Below are 15,701 nucleotides of genomic sequence, written 5' to 3'. Positions count from 1 at the left end.
CTTGCCGCGATGGTACTCGGTCACCTCGACGGCGATAGGCGGTGACCCCTCGCGATGCACGACGACGTCGGGCGGATCGCTTCCGGGCTCGACACTGACGTGAGGGCTCCCAGCCCCGCCGAGGAAATTGCGGGCCTGTTCCAGTTCAAGTTCAAGTTCAATCTTCTGCCGTCTTGGGTCGGACACGGTCCCCTCGGTCTAGTTCGTCGTTCGCGGGAAGGTTTCGGAGGGGGATCGAGTTGGACGCCCCGGGGTGGCGACCTACTTCGGCTCCTTATCGTCGAGACGGAACGGCTCGGGCCACGCGAACGGCCGGCCCTCGCGGACGTCTTGAAGCAGCGAGACGAGTCGTTCGAGCCCGCCGTCGGGCATCTGGTCGAGGCCCGCGAACTCCATCCCATCTCGACGGCGAGAAGGCGGCACGATCGGATCAGGGCCGTAGGCGTCGCGGACCTCCACGATCGTCAGCGAGAGCAATCTGATGACCCTATGCGATTGGTATCCTTCAACCTCATTTACGGTAGGCTCTCGAACGTTCACGCCATGGTCGAGATGGGCCAGGTACTTGCTTCGGAGTGGTCGGATGGCTGCCAGCTCAAACTTGCACGCACCGATCGCGTTCCTGATCGACCGGGCCAGTCCCAGCCTCCATTCTTCGTCGACCAGGTCCGCCAACCGTTCGAAGGCGCAATTCTCTCGAGCCCCCTTGCCCTTCCCGGTCTCGGCCGGGTCGGTGTTCCGGCAGATCGTCATGACGATCGCATGGGACACTGTCCTCTGGACCAGCCCCATGCTGCACGGGGCCAGCTCGTTCCAGAGGTCGCCCTTTGAGCGATCGTGGAACAGCTGGATCGAGACTGCGTAGAGCCTCGAGGCGTACATGACCTGATCGTGGATGACCAGGCAGGTGGCGATCGTCTCCTCCCCGGACAAGGGAGGGGGCAGCGAGGGGCGAGGGTCGGATCCGCCTTCTTGGTCCGTCAGGGCCGTCCTCCAATAGTCACCCCAGCCTTCGATCCCCCGGCCGCACCCTCACCGGCTCGGCCCGATCGTCCTCGACCAGGTACGTCGGGATCCCCGTGGCGATCGCCCGCCGCACGCAGTCCTTCGTCCCCTTCGACGCGGCCAGGTCGCGCTGGAAGGCGAGGCACATGACCGCGCCCCGGCGACCATTTCGGCGTTCCGGAGCGGCCCGGCGTTGGCGACGTACTGGCGGCCGTTATTGTCCTGGCGGATCAACGTCCCTGGGGCGTCCGGCTCCCGCCAGCGCGCCGAGTGGAACTCCTGCTCGATCCCCAGCTCGCCGCACGCCTCGGCGAAGCTCTTGTCGATCCCGGTGGCCCCGCCGTGCACGATCGTGAACCCGGCCCCGTGCCGGGCGATGAGCCGCCCGAGGGCCGACTCGGCCAACTCGGGATCGTACCAGGCCCGATCTCCGGTGATGAGGACGCGCATGGAGGGGCTTAGATCCGGGCGGTGGACGGACGGCCAGATAGTTGCGGATCGGCCTGTCACTAAATCCGTCGCCAAACCCCCGCCGGACCGCCCGGTTTGATGTCCAAATTGCCGAATATCATGACGATCCAGATCCGCGTCGAATCACGCAAGTCGTTCGACCGTCGAGGGATCGGCGAATCAGTCATCGCCGTGCGGTCGCATTTCTATACCAGACGACGTTGTGCGTGGCCCCGCCCACGGCGACGACGTCGGGTCGGCCGTCGCCGTCGAGGTCGCCGCCGCGAAGGTCCTGCGCCGCGATCTCGCGGTCGAGGATCGTGCGCCGCCAGGCGTTCGAACCGGCGTCGTGGCGGAAGAGGCGGACCCCGTGATCCTCGCCCCGATGTCCGGAGAGCACCTCGTCCTGGCCGTCGCCGTCGAGGTCGACGACCCACAGGGCGTGGCCGTCGGCGAGGGTGTCGTCGAGGACCACGCGGGGGCCGTACGCGAGATCGGTCCCGTCGGCTCGGGGCCAGACGACGACGTCGGAACCGTGCCAGGGCTCGATCGTCGCGAGGAACTCCGCGCCGTCGCGGGATCGCCCGCGGTGGATCTCGCTAGAGCCTCGCCGGGGGGCCTCGCCCTCGGCGCCGGGGACCAGATCCCGCGCGGGGGGCGCGCCGCCTGGCGCGACCGGGCCGATCAGGGTGACGCCCGAATTGTCGGCCGCGAGGAGCACGGGACGTGGCTCGGTCCCGAACGACGGCAGGAACTCGATCGCGTGGACGACGCGTCGGCTCGTCAGCGGGAGCTTGCGCCAGCGGGAGGGGTCCTGGACGTCGACCGAGATGTAGGCGAACGGCCGGGCCGGATCGTCGTAGGCCGGCGGAGCGGCCTCGGGGCCGAAGATCGGCGCCACGAGGAGGTCTCGGCGGCCGTCGCCGTCGAGGTCGCCCCAGCGGAGCCGGTGGATGCTGCCGACCTCGTCGATCTTCGTGAGCGACCAGGGTGCTTCGACGTCGGCTCCGGCCCTGGCCAGTAGCAGCTTGCCGCGCCTCGGCTCGTTCATGGCGAACTCGTAGGCGATGGCGACCTCGGCCTTGCCGTCGCCGTCGAGGTCGGCCGTCGCGCTGCTGATGACGCCCGGAGCGTCGGCCTTCGAGGTGATGATCCGTTTTTTCCAGGTCGGGTTCTGATACCAGGCGCAGACGTCGCCTCCCAGGGCGACGACGTCGGGCCGGCTGTCGCCGTCAACGTCGGCGACCTCCACCTGATACGCGCCCGGGAACTCGGCGTCGAGGACGATCCTCTCGAAGACGAGGGGTGCCGGAGCCTCCTCGGGCGGGGCGGCGGCCGCTCGGCCCAGGGTCGCGAGGATCAAGAACGCCAGGGATTTCGCGGTCGCATTCACGAGGGGTCGCCCTAGTTCGGGATCAGGGTCCGAGCCGTTTCGCGGCCCATCCGCTGGGGATGCCGGCCGTGTCCTCGGGCTTCACGAGAACGTCTCCAACGTCGATCGTCGGGTTGCCGTCGCTCTCGACGGACTTCAGGCGGCTCTCCAGCTGCGCGATCCGCTGTTCGAGCTGGATGATGCGATCCTCCAGGCCGTCCGGGCGTCGGGGCCGGGGCACCTCGGGATAGCCGAGCTGGCGCTGGAGGGCCGAGAAGAGGTACAGCGGGTCCCGGCCCCGGTTGGCCCGCGCGATCTTCCCTTCCTTCTCACCGAAGAGGGGCGGGTACTTGGGGATGAAATCCGGGTTGAGCTTCCGCCGCTCGTTCACGAAGAACGCCGACCGGACGAAGATGAGGTCGGCGAAATCGACGTCCCCGAGCCGCGTCTGGAGGGTCGCGATGTAATCCCGCCAGTCCTCGTCGTACATCGGGTCGTCGGCCATCGCGGCCAGGCCCTTGGCGTAACCGAGCCGGTTCCGCGACAGGGACTCGAACTGGAAGATGAACAGCCCCGCGAGCGAAGCCCCCTTGGCCTTGTATTCGACCTCGCGTTCGAGGATCACGAGGGCCTGCTCCATCGGGAACCGGCTGAGGTCGGCCTCGGCCTGCGCGACGACGTGGGCCTGGAACGGGGTGAAGTAGTGGCCAAGGTGCCGCATGGCGGGGGCCATGAGCCCCGTGACCCGGCTCTCCGTGGCGAGGAAGCCGACGGCCATCGGCAGCTTGGTGGTCGAGAGCAGCTCCTCGCCCACGCGCTGGAGGATGTCCTGCGACGGGACGCCGTCGGCCAGGCGCTCGCGGAAGGCGCGGAAGAAATACGCCTGCTCGATGAACTCCTCGCGATCGAGCACGGGCATTGCCGCATTCCTCCGGCCTGCGGGCCGCGCTACCCGGCGGTCGTCGGACTGGAGGTCCGATTGCGATCCGGGCGACGGTCCGGCACCATGGTTCCATCGTACGAACTTCGATCGACGATCGAAACGCCTGCTTCGCCGCGAGGGAACGTCTCCGTGATCCGATCGCTGACCGTCACCGCCCTGGTCGCCTATCTGTTCGTGCTGCTCGCCGTGACCTTGGCGTACAAGCATCCGCACTACCGACCGGTCTCCGAACGCCTCAGCTTGACGCCGTTCCAGAGCATCGCGCGGGACATCCCGCGGGGGGGGCGGGGGCTCTGGGTGAACATCATCGGCAATGTCCTGGTATTCACGCCCCTGGGGGCGGCGTTCGTCGTCCTGGAGCGTCCACGGCCTCGACTCGGGCACGCGGTCCTCGCGGGGGCCGCGCTGAGTTCGGCGATCGAGGTGCTCCAGTACCAGTCGGGGAGGCGGTTCACGGACGTCGACGACGTGATCCTGAACACGCTCGGCGCGGGCCTCGGTTTCGTCGCGGCCGAGGGCTTGCGCCGGCTCGCGGCCCGCCGAGGCGGCCGCGAGCCGGCCTGAGCCGCGTCAGCGCGGGTCGAGGACCGGGGCGACGGCCGCCTTCATCTCGCGATCGATCCGGCTGGTGAGCGAGCGGTCGAGGATGTTGCCGTGGTCCTTGTCGGGGATGATCTCGACCACGGCGTCGCTCTGGAGCTTCTCCAGGGCCGCCTTGAGCTTCTCCACGGCGCCTTCCAGGTAGAAGGTGTCGAGCGAACCGGTGACGACGTGCAGCTTGCCGGCGAGCTTTGGCGCCAGCTCCGGCCAGTTCCGCTCCAGGACGAGTCGGATGTCGTACGCTTCCCAGGCCTTGGCGACGGCGGGGTCGATCACGCCGGTCTTACGGTCCCAGAGCTTGATCGGCAGGCCGTCGGCGCCCTTGGGGCTGAAGACGGCCTCGAACGAGCCCAGCTGACCCCCGAGGCCGATGACGTCTTCCATCTGAGAAAACTTGTCGTAGAACAGGACCGGCTTCGTCCCCATCCGGGCGATCGGCCGCCGCTCCCCCTTCCCGTCGCGGAACATGTTCTCGCCGGGGGCGTACAGGTCGATCTGCTGGAAGTCGCGGAAGTCGACCGGGTCGGGGCTGGTGGACCAGACGCCGCCGAAGAATTCGGGCTGCGACACCTGGAGCCAGAGGCTGCTCCACCCGCCCGATGAATGCCCGTTGAGCAGCCGGGCGCGGGGATCGGGGATGAGGTCGTACGTCTTTTCGAGGTAGGGGATGAACTCCTCGACGAGAGCCCGGCCGCGCGGGCCGTTGTTGGCGCTGTCGGCGAAAACGTGATGGCCGGTGCCGCAGTCGGCGTCGAGCACCATGCGGGTGAAGTCGTCGCCGAACTGCATGCCGGGGGAGTCGACGTAGCGCGGGGCCGAGTGGTGGTCGCCGCCGAAGCCCGTGATGATGTAGATCGCGGGCGACTTGCCCTCGCGGGGCCGCTTCGGCAGGATCACCGCCGCGCGGTGCTTGATCGGCCGGCCGTGGAACTCGGACAGCATGGGGCTGGGCAGTTCCGCGTACTTGATCCGCTCGGTCTCCTTGAACTCACGCGGGGGGACGACCTGATCGACGGCCAGCTTGACGGGCTCGCCCGCTTTTCCGGGCGCCGTGAAGGCGACGATCGGGCCGTAAAGGTTTCCCGCGCCGTCGCCGATCTTGGCCGTGTCCAGGTTCAGCCTGACGACGGCCTGGGCGCGGTAGGAGCCGGCCGCGAGCTTGTCGAGGGTCTCGGGGAACCCGTCGGCCTTCGCGTCGACCCGGATGGTCTCGCCGGGCTTCCAGTCGCGGACGTCCCGCCCGAAGAACGGCTGGGGGCGGAACCAGTTCGGGCCCATGCGGGGCTCGCCCGGCGAGCCCTCGGCGGCGAGCATGACGTAGACTCGCGCCGTGATCGTCCGGCCGTCGGCGACCTTCTCGGGGTAGGCGATCTCGAACACCGTCCCGTGGGCGACCTCGCTCGTCGCGGCGGCGGGCCGCTCCTGGTTCGCGGGGGCCTGTTGCGCGAGGACCGCGACCGGACCGCAGACCAGGAGCGCAAGCGAGAGGACGGCGGGGTCTTTCCGGCGAACGTTCGGGGGACGCATCATTGGCCAATCTCGCTCGGGTTGAGGGTCGGGGATTGGGCGAACCTTCGTCGCAATCAACGGGCGACGAGCTCAGGGACGGGGAGCCTGGGATGGTCGGCGAGGATCGCCTCGCGGGTCACCTCGGAGATCGGCCGGAAGTGGAGGGAGGCCAGCCGCGCCGAGCCGAGCACGCATTCCTTCTCAATCAAGTAGAAGCGATTGTAGTCGTCGATGGATCGGTTGATCAGCGCCAGGTCGAGCCTCGCGACGAAGGCGTCCCAGCGCTCGTTGAACCGCCCGACGCTCGCCGCGAGGTCGCGGGCGACCGCCCTGCGGCTTCGTGGCGACGCCGGGCGGGCGGCCCATGCGGGAGGCTCGGCGTCGACGAGGTCCCAGAGGGGCTCGATCGAGGCGCGAAAGGCGTCGCGCCAGTCGGCCGGGCCGGTCGCCCCCTTCGCCCACTGGCGGAGTCGGACGTGGACCATGTCGAGGGTCGACCGGCGGTGGCGTCGGCAGCGCTCGTGGAGCGTCTGGACAAGGAACTCGACATCCATGCCCCGGCGCGCGAACGCCGGGACGTCGAAGACGAGGAGCGACCCGTCCTCCGACGAGGTGGCGAGCGAGGCGTCGGGTGGATCGGCTCCGTGGTCGCTCATGAATGACGGTTTCGCGAGGCCGAGAGGTCGGGGCGGCCGGTTTGGATCATTCGCCTCGCGGGGGAGGCTCGGGCAGGGTCGCCAGCGTGTTCAGGCTGCGGCGATAGTGCCAGAGCTGGCGAGCCCGGCCGTGCTTCGCGGTCCTCGCGGACCAGGCGGCCGAGGCCGCTCGAAGGGCCTCCTCGGCGGGCTTGCCGGACATCGCCGCAGCACGTTCGCCGGAGAGGTCGGCTAGGTACCCATCGGCGTCGGGGATTCTCAGGCCCGGCAAGACGCGCTCGGCCATGAGGGTCCGAGAGACGGCCCCCGACCAGCTCCTGGGATCGACGTCGGGCGCCGAGGACGGGTCGGGCAGGCCCCGCCCCATCTGGCTGGCGCGGACGGGGAGCATCGGGAAGTCCCGCTCGGCGAGCATCCGGTTGGCGACGCCCGCCTCGGCGAGGTAGAGCGCGAAATTGAACGCCGCCTCGCGCCTGGCCTCATCCAGGCCGCGACGAACGGCCACGACCCAACCGCCGCCCTGGGGCAGATAGGTCGGCCGGTTGATCGATCCGGATTCGTCCCAGGCCTTACGCGAAGGCTCGTACACGCGCTCGGACCCCGGCAGCGGGGCCACCGCGAGACTCTTAACCTGGGACCAGCCGGAGGCCTTCTCGGCCCGATCGATCAGCATCGCCGTCTTCCCTTCCCGGAAGGCGGCGCGGGCGGCCGAGGCGTCGAACGACTCGATGCCCGGAGGCCCGGCGGCCTTCCAGGCCGCGAGCGATCCCAGGGCCTCCACGAAGGGGGGCGTCTCCAGGCGAGGGGCGAGGTCGTCGGCGTCGAAGAGGAACGAGTAGTGGTCGCGATGCTGGCCCAGGCTCGCGGCTCGGGCGAGGAACGTCGCGTCGGCGAGGCCCTCGGGGTCGGGCCCGAGCGCGGCGGAGATCCCGAAGTCGGGCGAGCCGTCGCCGTTCCAGTCACGGCCCTGGAAGAAGCGCGCGAGGGCGTCGAGCTGGGCCCACGTCGCGGGAGGTTCCAGGGCCAGGCCGACCTCCTTCGCCGCCTTGACGTTGGCGTCGGAGGCGAACGCGTCGCGACGGTAGACCAGCACGAGCGCGGAGCCGCCGATGGGCAGGGCGTAGCGCCGGGTGCCGTACTTGCTCACTTGCTCGCGGAACGCCGGAGCGATGTCGTTGTACCTGAAGTCGCCCTCGACGGCCTCGTCGTCGTCCGGCTCGGTCGGCTTCCTCGCGCCTTCGTCCGACTCGGGCGGCAGGACGACGTCGTTCGGGATCTCTTCGAGGAGGTCACGATCCACGAGCCCGCCGAGTTCCGTCCCCGGGAAGACCAGGACGTCGAGGTCGTCGGCGTCGGCGACGGTCCGCGCCGCGTCGGAGGCAACGACGACCTCACCCTTCCGCGAGGCCATCCATTCGCCTCGCTGGGCGGAAACCCCCGGCAGGATCGCCGGATCGCCGACGGCCCCGACGGTCAGCTTGACGCCCGGGAAGCTCGGCGCCGGGGCGGGCTCTTCGGATTCCGGGGTGGAACACCCGGTGGGCGCGATGAGAAGGCAGGTGAGGATGAAAGCCCCGGCGAGGATCCTCGGGCGATCGAGATTCGAGGCGACCGACCACCGCATCCGGCGTCTCCAGGAAGGCCGCGCCGCCGTCGGCGATCGACTCGCCCGCGCCCGGCGGACCGCGGAAAGTTCCATCGTACTGGCGGGCGTCGTCGCGGGTCAAACCCGGTGTACCGCGTGAGGGGTATGTTTACGATGGGGGGACGCGTGGAACTCCCACGCGATCGGCCCGGGCGGGACGTGCAAACGGGGGATCGACCCACATGGCTTTCAAGCTTCGCGGCCTCGTCGCCGCGACCCACACCCCCTTCGACGCTCAGGGGGATCTCCGTCTCGCGGCCGTCGAGGCCCAGGCCGATCGGCTGGCCCGCGACGGCGTCGACACGGTCTTCATCGGCGGGACCACCGGCGAGTGCAGCTCGCTCACGACCGAGGAACGCCTCCTCCTGGCCGGACGCTGGTGTGAGGTCGCCCGGGGCTCGGCGCTCCGGGTGGTCGTCCACGTCGGCTCGAACAGCCTGGCCGATTCCCGGACCCTGGCCGCCCAGGCCCAGTCGATCGGGGCGGTCGCCGTGGCGGCGCTCGCGCCTTGCTACTTCAAGCCGAAGGACGTGGACGCCCTGGTCGCCTGCTGCGTCGCGGTCGCCGGGGGGGCGCCCGACCTCCCTTTCTACTTCTACGACATCCCCTCGATGACCGGCGTGCAGCTCTCGATGCCCGAGTTCCTGGAGCGGGCCCCCGCGAAGCTGCCGACGCTCGCGGGCCTGAAGTTCACGAACATCGACCTCATGGCCTTTCAGGAGTGCCTGGCGGCCGGCGGCGGCCGGTTCGACGTGCTCTGGGGCGTGGACGAGGCGCTCCTCGCGGCGGTGGCGCTGGGGGCCGAAGGGGCGGTGGGGAGCAGCTACAACTTCGCCGCGCCCCTGTACCATCGCGTGATCGCCGCGTTCCAGGCGGGCGACCTGGCGAAGGCCCGAGCGGAGCAGTTGCGGGCGGTGCGGCTCATCAAGCTGCTCTCGAGCTTCGGCTACATGGCGGCGGCGAAGGCCGTCATGGGCTTCCTCGGCGTGGACGTGGGGCCTCCGCGCCTGCCGACCGTCCGCCTCACCCCCGAGCAGGTGGCGAGGCTCAACGCGGGCCTCGACCAGCTCGGCTTCTTCGACTCGATCCGAGCGTAGCCGACTTCCCGCTCAGGGTTGCACGTCAGGGCCGGCTGAAGGTCCGGCCTTGCACCCAGACCTCGCGGATCGTCGTCGAGTTCCCGATGTCGATCGACGGGTCGGCGTCGAGGACGATCAGGTCGGCGCGGCGTCCGGGCTCGATGAGGCCGCGATCGTCGAGGCCGAGCAGCTCGGCCGAGCCGGACGTGGCGACGGCCAGGGCCTGGAGGGGGGTCAGCCCGGCCTCGATCATCAGGGCGAGTTCGCGGTGCTCGGCGATGCCGCCGACGCGGAGCGGCGTGGCGCCGCTGTCGGTCCCGAAGCCGATCCGGACGCCGGCGTCGAAGAGCGTCCTGAGATTGCGGAGATTCCTGGCCAAGGACGATCGTGAGCCTTCGAGCCCGGGGTCGGCGAGGACCCTGGCTCGCCAGGCCGGGTCGTCGACCTGTCGCGCCAGCTCGGGCGAGAGTGCGGCCCTCGCGAACGGCGTCCGGGTCCAAGGGGCCTGCTCGGCCCAGGCTAAGCTCGCATCGTCCAGGGCCAGCGTCGGGATATAGCCGACGCCCCGATCCTTCATCGCCGCGATCAGCTCGGCGTCGACGGGCAGGTCGCGGACGCCGTGGGCGAGGAGGTCGGCCCCGGCGGCGACGATCGCCTTCGCGTCGGCCAGGTCGTGGATGTGGGCGGCGACCCGGACGCCCCGGGCGTGGGCCTGATCGATGACGGCGCGGTAGACCTCAGGGCTCATCTTGGCGGGGACGCCGCCGCCGAAGTCGTCGAGCCAGATCTTCACGAGGTCAGTCCCCCGATCGGCCATCGCGTCGACCGCCGCGCGGGCGGCCGGGGCGTCCGCCGGCCTGTCGAGCTGATCCGGCCCGACCTTGATCATCGCCTGAGGAGGCGCGCCATCCGGGACGCCGATCCCCCGGACGACCCCGAAGAGGTCGGCGCCGTCGAGCGTCCCGGCGTGGGCCTCGGCCCGGATCGTCTCGAACAACGGCCCGTTGTTCCCCAGCGCCGTGACCGTCGTCACGCCGTAGTCGCGATACCGCCGCAGCTCGGCCTCGATGGTCTCGCGGGTGTAATTGGCCGCCCCGTTGGTCACGCCCCGGACCTGCCCGACGTGGCTGTGCAGCGAGATGAGGCCGGGGACCACGGTCTTCCCGCGCAGGTCTCGGACGGTCGCTCCATCCGGGATCGCGGTCCCGGAAGGGCCGGCTGCAAGGATCCTGCCTCCGGCCGCGACGATCACCGCGTCGTCGACCGGGGGGCCTCCGCCGCCGTCGATGAGTCGGACGTGAGTGATCGCGACGGGGGCGGGCTCGGTCGCCGCGGCGACGGTCCAGCCGAGCAGCGGAAGGGATGCGAACCAGACGATCATCGGCGGGCGATGCGAAGGCATGGATGCCACTCCCAGGGCCTGGCGACCTCTCCGATCGCCTCGGGGCCGGTGCGCGGCCCGACCGTTCCAACCTAACCCGGGCCGAGGAGCCGGTCCATCAGGCGACCTTGACGCCTTCGGCGCGTCGCAGCGCCTCCTCGATCCCGCGGGCCAGGGCCGATTCCCGGTCGCCCTCCGGGGCGACGATCCGGGCGGCGGAGCGGGCGGAGGGCCGCGCGTGGGGCATTGCGACGCCCGTGCCGGCCCAGGCCAGCATCTCCGCGTCGTTGTTGCCGTCGCCGAACGCCAGGACCGCCTCGCGGCGGATCCCCAGCTTCCGGGCGAGGGCCGCGAGGCCGTCGCGCTTGTTGGCGTCGGGGGCGCTGAATTCCAGGGACCAGGGCTCGGTGATGGTCACGAGGGTCCGATCGCCCAGACGCTTCCGCACTTCGTCGGCCGTTCTGGCCACGACCTCCGGCTCGGCGATCCAGACGACCTTCTCGGCCGATCGCCCAGCCAGGGAGGCCAGATCGACGATCCCCACCGGGTCGTCACAGAGCCTCTCATACGAGCCGATCCAGCGCGTCCGCTCCTGGGCGACGACGCGGTCCTCCAGCCAGAGCAGGACGGTGAAGTCGCGTTCCAGCCCCTCGGCGACCAGCCGTGCTGCGGGCTCCGGGGTGATCTCGGCGCGGTGGAGGACCTCCCCGGTCGTGGCGTGCTGGACGCGGGCTCCCTGCGAGGAGACCACGAAGTCGTCGAGGCCCAGCTCGGCGTAGTAGGGGAGCATGTTGGCGTGGCGGCGGCCCGAGGCCAGCACGACGCGGCACCCGAGCGATTGCAGCCGGGCGATGGCGCGGCGGTTCTCCGGGCCGATCGTCTTGTCGTGGCCGATCAGGGTCTCGTCGATGTCGATGGCGGCGAGTGCGAATTCAAATGTTCGGTTCAGGCTGGACATGCGGAGGACTTTCTTCCAGGAGCGTTGGAGATGAGGGCGAGTTGGAAGTCGGTGGATGGACGAACCGGGCTCCTGCGGCGATGGTCAGGCCGAAGAGCACCACGACGCCGAGCGCGGCCGAGAGGCCGGCCGCCTGGCTGAGCGTCCCGATGAGCGGGGGGCCGACCAGGAAGCCGAGGTAGCCGACGGTCGAGACGGAGGCGATGGCCGCGCCCGAGTCGGGCCCGCGGCCGGCGGAGCGGAAGAGGATCGGGACCATGTTGGCGACGCCGAGGCCCACGAGCGCGAACCCGGCCACGGCCGCCGGGTACGTCCGCGTCGCCAGCGCCAGGCCCAGGCCGAGGGCCACGCTCAGCCCGCTGGCGGCGAGCAGTGCGGCCGGTCCGAGTCGTTCGACGAGGCGGTCGCCGGCGAAGCGGCCGCACATCATCACCAGGGAGTACGCGGCGAAGCCCAGGGCCGCGGCCGAGGCCGTCGCGCGGACCTCGTCGGCCAGGAAGATCGCGGCCCAGTCCCCCATCGCCCCCTCGCAGAAGAGGCCCAGAAACGCCAGGCCCGCGAGCGGGATCAGCCGGCCTCGGGGCCAGACCGAAGCAGGACGGCCGGGCGACGGCCCCGCCGCCTCGACCTCGGGCAGCCTCCTCGACGCCGCCCCGACCAGGCCGAGGAGGCCGAGGGCGATCAGGAGAGAGGTCAGCGGCGGAGGCGTACCGAGCCTGAGGGCGATCGCCACGGAACTCGCCCCGCAGAGGACGCCGAGGCTCCAGCCGCCGTGGCAGGTCGACAGCAGCGCGACGCTCCCGGAGCGCTCCACCCCGATCGCATGGGCGTTGGCCGAGACGTCGATCACCCCCTTCGTCGCCCCGAAGAGGAAGGCCGCCAGAGTGAACAGGGCCGTGCTGCCGAGCGAGTGGGCCGCGAAGGCGACCATGGGGATCGTCAGGCAGAACGCCGCCGAGCCGGCCAGGACCACGGATCGGCTGCTCCGCCCGGCCAGGGCCCGGCCGGTCGCCGGCATCGACAGGAGGCTCCCCACGACGAGCGCGAACAGGGTTCCGCCGAGCTGGCCGTCGCTCAGGCCGAGCCGAGCCTTGTACGTCGGCAGGTACGCCGCCCACGACCCGAAGCCAATGCCGTCGAGGGCGAAGAACGCAAAGACTGCGAGTCGAATCGGGCGATCATGGGGGGCGAGGAAGGTGGCAGAGACCCTCAGCCGCGGTCGGGCCGGCGAAACATCCATGGGGGTGGGGTGGGCTGGTTCCCTGGGTCCTTCGGGGAGTGGTTGGGATGAATCTTCGGGCGAGATGTTCTATTTTACGCCGCTCGTCCACCCGCACAACCCGACCCGGCCGATCTTCATCGGATCTTTTCGATCCGAAGGCCGGGCGACGGGTGGTCCGTGCCGAACGTCGAGCCGGTTCCTCGGTCGTCTCCGGGTGGTAAGATGACGGCCTCCTCCGTCGCGTGCGAGCCGTCGCCGAGCCTCCAGCGGGAACGTCCGGCCGCGCGTCCCTCCCCTGAAGGAGCCTCGCCCATGCGTCGTTTCACGACGATCGTGACCCTCTCGGCCTTGACCCTCTCGGCCGCTGCTCGCGGAGCGGCCGCCGGGGAGGCTCCCGACCGCGTGGTCGTCACGCCCGACGACGACGGCCGCTCGCTGGTGAATCCCGGCATGGGGTGGACGCTCCACTTCTACTCCAACATCATCGCCAACTACGGCTCCAGGCTCGAAGCCTCGGACACTCTGGACGATTTCCCCGGGCTCTCCACGGTCTACCTGCGCGTCCCATGGTCGTTCCTGGAGCCCCAGGAGGGCCGGTACAACTGGACGCTGTTCGACACCCCCGCTCGGCGGTTCGGTGCCAAGGGGAAGAAGGTCGCGATCCGGGTGACCTCGACCGAGAGCTGGATGCGCGACGCCACCCCGCGCTGGGTCCAGGCGGCGGGGGCGAAGGGGGTGAACTTCACGTTCGGTGTGGGCCCCTCGAAGGACGGGCCGCTCTGGGAGCCGGACTATCTGGACCCGATCTTCCTGGAAAAGCTCGACGCCTTCCTCGCCGCGATGGCCGCGCGGTACGACGGCAATCCCGACGTGGCCTTCATCGACGTCGGCTCGTTCGGCATGTGGGGCGAGGGGCACACGGGGTTCGGCGCCCAGCTCGACGATGAACGCACCCTGGCGGTGGTGAAGGCCCACGTCGACCTGCACGCGAAGCACTTCAAGCGGACCTTGCTGGCGATCAGCGACGACGTGGCCGGGCCGGAGCGTCCGGGGGCGCATCAACCGTCGACCGACTACGCCCGGTCGAAGGGGGTCACGCTTCGCGACGACAGCATCCTGGTCCAGCCGCCGCCGAAGTCCTGGTTCCACGCCGAGATGGCCCAGGCCTTCTGGCCGGAACTCCCGGTCATCCTGGAGCACGAGCACTACGGCAGCTCCAAGATCCGCAACGCCTGGGGCGACGGCTCGCTGCTTTCGAAGTCCGTCGAGGACTATCACGCGAGCTACATGTCCATCCACTGGTGGCCCCGCGAGGAATTGCAGGAGAACCGTGAGGTCATCGATCGGATCAATCGCCGCCTCGGCTATCGTATCCAGCTCCGCAAGGCCTCGTGGCCACGCGAGACGCCCCTGGGCTCGCCGTTCGCGCTGGAGACGGCCTGGGCGAACGCCGGAGTCGCGCCGTGCCTCCCCGGCGGCTTCGTCGCGCTGACCCTCAAGGATGAGAAGGGCGGGATCGTCTCGGTGAACGTCGATGAGTCGTTCGACGTGCGCTCGCTGGAAGTGGGCGCCCCCGACGCCGCTCCGGTCCGCGAGGTCCGTTCCGAGGTGGTCGTCGCGCTTCCCCACCGCGACCCCCTGGGCGTCTTCACCGTCCCGACGAAGCCCGGAGCCTACGAGGTCTTCCTGTCGGTCGGCCGTCGCGACGGCGCGCCGGTCGTGGCCCTCCCCCTGCCCGATGACGACGGCGCCCGCCGGTACCGTCTCGGCCGGATCGTCCTGACGGCGCCCGTCGCGCCCTGACCCGCCGCCAGTCACGAAACGGCCGTCGCGTCCTATGTTCACGATGACGCGGCGGCCGGCGCGGGCCGTCCCCACTCCCCTTCTCCGTCGAAGGATAAACCCGTGAAGCTCCTGTCGATCTCGATCGCCCTCGTCCTCGCCCTGGTCGCCGTCCGGCCGTCGTCGGCCGAGGAACCGGCCACGATCGAGAAGGCGGCGGCGGTGCTGGACCTCTCGAAGTTCCCGCTCCCGAAAGGCGTCGAACCGCCGAAGCTGCGTCGACCGGCCGCGCTGTCCTACGAGACCTCGAGCGGCGTCACGGAGGCGTTCGCCTTCGTGAAGAAGACGCTGGTGGACGCCGGATGGGCCGAGGCCCCCGGGGGGTACGCCAGCGACCAGGCGGCGAGCGGTGTCTTTGAGAAGGAAGGCTATCGGGTCTCCGTCTCGGCCTTCGAAGGGTCCAGGCCGGGGACGGCCTCTGTCGCGATCCTCAACCATGGGAACGTCGAGGGGAAGTCGCTGCCCGTCCCCGACGGCTCGAAGCTCCTCTACGAGACGCCGCTCGGCCCCGCTTATCTCGCCCCCGGGACGGTCGCCGCTGTGGCCGATGAGGTGCACAAGCGGCTCCGCGAACAGGAATGGGAGCCTTACGGGTCGGCCGGCGACGTCCGTTTCTACAAGCGGAACGCGGTCAAGCTCGGAGCGAGGGTGACGGAGGCCCCGGCGCAGGGGGGCCAGACGATGCTCGGCTACTCGACCGAGCTGATGTCGGCCGACCTCCCCGCCCCCGAGGACGCCGTCCGGGCCCAGTACGCCGACTCGACCAAGGAGCTCTCCTTCGACGTCCCTCGCGAGCCGAAGGAGGTGTTCGACCTGTATCGCGAGGCTCTCGGCAAGAAGGGATGGGAGCCCGTCACCGCCTCGCCGATGAAGGAGCGTCTCGGCGAATCGCTCCGGTTCCGAAATCCCGCGAGGGAGTTGATGTCCCTGGAGGTCCAGACCATCGACGGCCTCTCTCGAGGGAGGTTGCGGCACCAGTCGGCCGAGGAGGTCGAGGCGATGCTGGCATCGGCCTCGAAGCCGTAGTCGGCGGCGGTGC

At 70.2% G+C, this 15,701-nt stretch carries 15 protein-coding genes and 1 pseudogene; 4 read left to right on the top strand and 12 right to left on the bottom strand.

The window, feature by feature from the left end; translation table 11 throughout:
- The 6 genes and pseudogenes from G6O68_RS32415 to G6O68_RS18390 all read right to left on the bottom strand — a co-directional run.
- Positions 1–186 (bottom strand): hypothetical protein (locus tag G6O68_RS32415; protein WP_206108131.1); only part of this gene is annotated, 186 nt, incomplete at its 3' end.
- A gap of 75 nt (positions 187–261) precedes the next feature.
- A complete protein-coding gene (locus G6O68_RS18405; RefSeq protein ID WP_165250102.1) occupies positions 262–792 on the bottom strand; it encodes a hypothetical protein in 531 nt (176 codons plus the stop codon).
- A 208-nt stretch (positions 793–1,000) separates the two neighbouring features.
- Positions 1,001–1,153, bottom strand: a complete 153-nt coding sequence (locus G6O68_RS32865; RefSeq protein WP_240911383.1) for a hypothetical protein — start codon at positions 1,151–1,153, stop codon at positions 1,001–1,003.
- A 119-nt stretch (positions 1,154–1,272) separates the two neighbouring features.
- Positions 1,273–1,455: pseudogene (locus G6O68_RS33600) on the bottom strand (SLOG family protein); the annotation flags it as partial.
- Between the two features lie 184 nt (positions 1,456–1,639).
- Positions 1,640–2,848 (bottom strand): FG-GAP repeat domain-containing protein, encoded by a 1,209-nt coding sequence (locus tag G6O68_RS18395; protein ID WP_165250100.1) that lies wholly within the window; start codon positions 2,846–2,848, stop codon positions 1,640–1,642.
- Between the two features lie 22 nt (positions 2,849–2,870).
- Complete coding sequence (locus G6O68_RS18390) at positions 2,871–3,746, bottom strand: hypothetical protein (RefSeq protein WP_165250099.1); 876 nt, start codon at positions 3,744–3,746, stop codon at positions 2,871–2,873.
- 153 nt (positions 3,747–3,899) lie between these two features.
- Between G6O68_RS18390 and G6O68_RS18385 the strand changes: the two genes are divergently transcribed.
- Positions 3,900–4,334: a VanZ family protein gene (locus G6O68_RS18385; RefSeq protein ID WP_165250098.1), complete on the top strand. Its 435-nt coding sequence runs from the start codon at positions 3,900–3,902 to the stop codon at positions 4,332–4,334.
- A 6-nt stretch (positions 4,335–4,340) separates the two neighbouring features.
- On the opposite strand, the gene G6O68_RS18380 is transcribed toward G6O68_RS18385, so the two are convergent.
- From G6O68_RS18380 to G6O68_RS18370, 3 genes are read right to left on the bottom strand one after another with little or no spacing between them, the layout of a single operon-like run.
- Positions 4,341–5,900, bottom strand: coding sequence for an alpha/beta hydrolase-fold protein (locus G6O68_RS18380; RefSeq protein ID WP_165250097.1), 1,560 nt, complete (start codon positions 5,898–5,900; stop codon positions 4,341–4,343).
- A gap of 53 nt (positions 5,901–5,953) precedes the next feature.
- Positions 5,954–6,535 (bottom strand): hypothetical protein, encoded by a 582-nt coding sequence (locus G6O68_RS18375; RefSeq protein ID WP_165250096.1) that lies wholly within the window; start codon positions 6,533–6,535, stop codon positions 5,954–5,956.
- 46 nt (positions 6,536–6,581) lie between these two features.
- Positions 6,582–8,159, bottom strand: a complete 1,578-nt coding sequence (locus tag G6O68_RS18370) for an ABC transporter substrate-binding protein (protein ID WP_165250095.1) — start codon at positions 8,157–8,159, stop codon at positions 6,582–6,584.
- 203 nt (positions 8,160–8,362) lie between these two features.
- On the opposite strand from G6O68_RS18370, the gene G6O68_RS18365 reads away from it, so the two are divergent.
- The gene (locus tag G6O68_RS18365; RefSeq protein ID WP_165250094.1) at positions 8,363–9,277 is read left to right on the top strand and encodes a dihydrodipicolinate synthase family protein; all 915 of its coding nucleotides are present in this window, start codon (positions 8,363–8,365) and stop codon (positions 9,275–9,277) included.
- A 25-nt stretch (positions 9,278–9,302) separates the two neighbouring features.
- Here G6O68_RS18365 and G6O68_RS18360 read toward each other — a convergent pair whose 3' ends face one another.
- The 3 genes from G6O68_RS18360 to G6O68_RS18350 all read right to left on the bottom strand — a co-directional run bounded on the left by G6O68_RS18360 (position 9,303) and on the right by G6O68_RS18350 (position 12,838).
- Complete coding sequence (locus G6O68_RS18360) at positions 9,303–10,661, bottom strand: amidohydrolase family protein (RefSeq protein ID WP_165250093.1); 1,359 nt, start codon at positions 10,659–10,661, stop codon at positions 9,303–9,305.
- 97 nt (positions 10,662–10,758) lie between these two features.
- Entirely contained in the window at positions 10,759–11,598 is an 840-nt protein-coding gene (locus tag G6O68_RS18355; RefSeq protein WP_165250092.1) for a Cof-type HAD-IIB family hydrolase, read from the bottom strand.
- Entirely contained in the window at positions 11,573–12,838 is a 1,266-nt protein-coding gene (locus tag G6O68_RS18350; protein ID WP_390625386.1) for an MFS transporter, read from the bottom strand. Before G6O68_RS18350 ends, G6O68_RS18355 begins: the two co-directional genes overlap by 26 nt.
- Before the next feature lie 294 nt (positions 12,839–13,132).
- On the opposite strand from G6O68_RS18350, the gene G6O68_RS18345 reads away from it, so the two are divergent.
- Positions 13,133–14,623, top strand: a complete 1,491-nt coding sequence (locus tag G6O68_RS18345; RefSeq protein WP_165250090.1) for a DUF4832 domain-containing protein — start codon at positions 13,133–13,135, stop codon at positions 14,621–14,623.
- Between the two features lie 102 nt (positions 14,624–14,725).
- Positions 14,726–15,688, top strand: coding sequence for a hypothetical protein (locus G6O68_RS18340; RefSeq protein WP_165250089.1), 963 nt, complete (start codon positions 14,726–14,728; stop codon positions 15,686–15,688).
- The last annotated feature ends 13 nt before the right edge of the window (positions 15,689–15,701 follow it).

Source organism: Paludisphaera soli, from assembly GCF_011064595.1.
GTDB lineage: Bacteria > Planctomycetota > Planctomycetia > Isosphaerales > Isosphaeraceae > Paludisphaera > Paludisphaera soli.
This window is presented reverse-complemented; position numbering and strand designations above follow the sequence as displayed.

Excerpts from the sequence above, each read along its gene's own strand:
- G6O68_RS32865 (WP_240911383.1), bottom strand. The coding sequence starts at position 1,153 with ATGTGCCTCGCCTTCCAGCGCGACCTGGCCGCGTCGAAGGGGACGAAG.
- G6O68_RS18355 (WP_165250092.1), bottom strand. The coding sequence starts at position 11,598 with ATGTCCAGCCTGAACCGAACATTTGAATTCGCACTCGCCGCCATCGAC.
- G6O68_RS18365 (WP_165250094.1), top strand. The coding sequence starts at position 8,363 with ATGGCTTTCAAGCTTCGCGGCCTCGTCGCCGCGACCCACACCCCCTTC.
- G6O68_RS18370 (WP_165250095.1), bottom strand. The coding sequence starts at position 8,159 with ATGCGGTGGTCGGTCGCCTCGAATCTCGATCGCCCGAGGATCCTCGCC.
- G6O68_RS18345 (WP_165250090.1), top strand. The coding sequence starts at position 13,133 with ATGCGTCGTTTCACGACGATCGTGACCCTCTCGGCCTTGACCCTCTCG.
- G6O68_RS18360 (WP_165250093.1), bottom strand. The coding sequence starts at position 10,661 with ATGCCTTCGCATCGCCCGCCGATGATCGTCTGGTTCGCATCCCTTCCG.
- G6O68_RS18350 (WP_390625386.1), bottom strand. The coding sequence starts at position 12,838 with ATGGATGTTTCGCCGGCCCGACCGCGGCTGAGGGTCTCTGCCACCTTC.
- G6O68_RS18405 (WP_165250102.1), bottom strand. The coding sequence starts at position 792 with ATGGGGCTGGTCCAGAGGACAGTGTCCCATGCGATCGTCATGACGATC.
- G6O68_RS18390 (WP_165250099.1), bottom strand. The coding sequence starts at position 3,746 with ATGCCCGTGCTCGATCGCGAGGAGTTCATCGAGCAGGCGTATTTCTTC.
- G6O68_RS18375 (WP_165250096.1), bottom strand. The coding sequence starts at position 6,535 with ATGAGCGACCACGGAGCCGATCCACCCGACGCCTCGCTCGCCACCTCG.
- G6O68_RS18380 (WP_165250097.1), bottom strand. The coding sequence starts at position 5,900 with ATGATGCGTCCCCCGAACGTTCGCCGGAAAGACCCCGCCGTCCTCTCG.